A 2,180-nucleotide genomic window follows, 5' to 3' on the forward strand; every position below is an offset into this window, starting at 1 on the left:
CCGTCACCGTCACCGTCACCGTCACCGTCACCGTCACCGGGAGTATCGGGTCCGTCAGGGAGTGCGTCATGAGTGCAGAGCCGTCCGGGGCAGGCAAGGTCACGGCTGATCATCTTCGCCGGGGTGCCTATCTGTATGTGCGGCAGTCCTCGCTGAAGCAGGTCGTGAACAACACCGAGTCGACCGCCCGGCAGTACGCGCTTCGCGGCCGTGCCGTCGCGCTGGGCTGGGACGAGTCCCAGATCACCGTGATCGATTCGGATCAGGGGCAGTCGGGGGCCTCGGCGGTGGGCCGGGACGGCTTTCAGCGTCTGGTCTCGGAGGTCTCGCTGGGGCGGGCGGGCATCGTGCTCGGTCTGGAGGTCTCGCGCCTGGCGCGGAACAATACCGACTGGCATCGGTTGCTGGAGATCTGCGGCCTGTCCGGCACCCTGATCCTGGACGAGGATGGTCTCTACGATCCCCGCTCCTTCAACGACCGCCTCGTCCTCGGCCTGAAGGGCACTATGTCCGAGGCCGAACTCCACGTGCTCAAGGCCAGGTTGCGAGGCGGACAGCTGTCCAAGGCCCGGCGAGGGGAGCTGAAGCAGGCGCTGCCGGTCGGCTATGTCTATGACGCCGCCGACCGTGTGGTCAAGGACCCCGACAGCGCGGTGCGGGCGGCCGTCCAGCGGGTCTTCGACCTCTTCGAGACGACCGGCTCGGCCCGCCAGGTCGTCATCGCCTTCGCCGCCGACAAGCTGACCTTCCCCGCCCGGATCCGCACCGGCGAACACAAGGGCGAGGTGGTCTGGGGGCCGCTGAAGCACTGGCGGGTGCTCTCGCTGCTGCACAACCCCTGCTTCGCCGGGGCGTTCGTCTACGGACGCCGACGCGGAATGACCACCCCCCAGGGCAAGGCCGCCTGGGCCGAGGTGCCGCGCGAGCAGTGGACAGCCCTGATCCCTGATCACCACGAAGGCTATGTGACGCTCGAGCAGTGGGAGGCCAACGGCCTCACGCTGGCCGGCAACGCCGCCAGCCAGGGCACCGACCGCAAGGCCGGACCGCCGCGCGAGGGCCCGGCCCTGCTGCAGGGCATGGTGATCTGCGGAAAGTGCGGGCGCCGTATGACGGTCGGCTACCGCCAGTACAGAAACGAGATCTTCCCCGACTACCGGTGCATGACCGCCGCGATCCAGGACGGCACCCGGGTCTGCGAACGCCTGCCCGGCAAGAGCATCGACCAGGCCGTCACCCGCCTGGTCCTCGCCACCCTCACCCCGCTCGCGATCGACGCCGCACTAAAGGTCAGCGACCAGATCACCGCCCAGGCCGCCGAGGCCGACCGGCTGCGGGCCACCCATGTCCAGCGCGCCCAGCACCGCGCGGACCTGGCCCGGCGCCGCTATCTCGCTGTCGACCCCGACAACCGGCTCGTCGCCGACGCCCTGGAAGCCGACTGGAACCACGCCCTGCGCGAGATCGCCGCGGCGAAGGAGACATACGAACGGGCCAAGGCCGAAGCCGCCCCGGTGGACAGGGCCGTCCGGGACCGGCTGACCACCCTCGCCGCCGACGTCCACTCGCTGTGGTCCGACCCGGCCACCCCGATGCGGGAACGCAAACGCATCGCCCGCCTCCTCATCACCGACGTCACCTTGACCCGCACCACCCAGATCACCGCGCAGGTGCGGCTGAACGGCGGCCAGCACCACACGCTGACCATCCCGATCCCGCTGGCCGGCGGCAAAGCCTGGCAGACCCACCCCGACACCGTCGCCCTCATCGACGAGTTGCTCGATCACCACACCCACCGGCAAGCCGCGACGATCCTCAACGAACGCGGACTGACCAGCGGCAAGGGCCAGCCCTTCACCGAACTGCTCGTCCGCGACATCCGCGACAGCTACGGCCTCGTCCACCGCTACGACCGCCTGCGCGGCCGAGGGCTGCTGACGTTCGCCGAGTACGCCGACGCGATCGGCGTCAGCGAGACCACCGTGAAGATCTGGCGCCGGACCGGGCTCATCGAGGGCGTGCCCTACAACGACAAGAACTGCTACCTCTTCCACCCGCCCGGCCCCGACCACCCCGCTCCCGAGGCCGCCCAGGGCATCAAAATCAGCGACCGCATCGCGGCCCGCGAGGCAGCTCTATCCGCACAATCGCAAAGGAGCGCAGTGTGATGACAACGGTTT

At 69.4% G+C, this 2,180-nt stretch carries 1 protein-coding gene; it reads left to right on the top strand.

Going from position 1 to position 2,180, the window contains the following annotated elements; all coding sequences use genetic code 11:
* The coding region (locus SCWH03_RS28160) for a recombinase family protein (RefSeq protein WP_308788893.1) at nt 1-2,168 on the top strand (2,168 nt) is incomplete at its 5' end.
* Between the last annotated feature and the right edge of the window lie 12 nt (nt 2,169-2,180).

Origin of the sequence: Streptomyces pacificus (genome assembly GCF_011766325.1) — a bacterium.
GTDB classification, from domain to species: Bacteria; Actinomycetota; Actinomycetes; order Streptomycetales; family Streptomycetaceae; genus Streptomyces; species Streptomyces pacificus.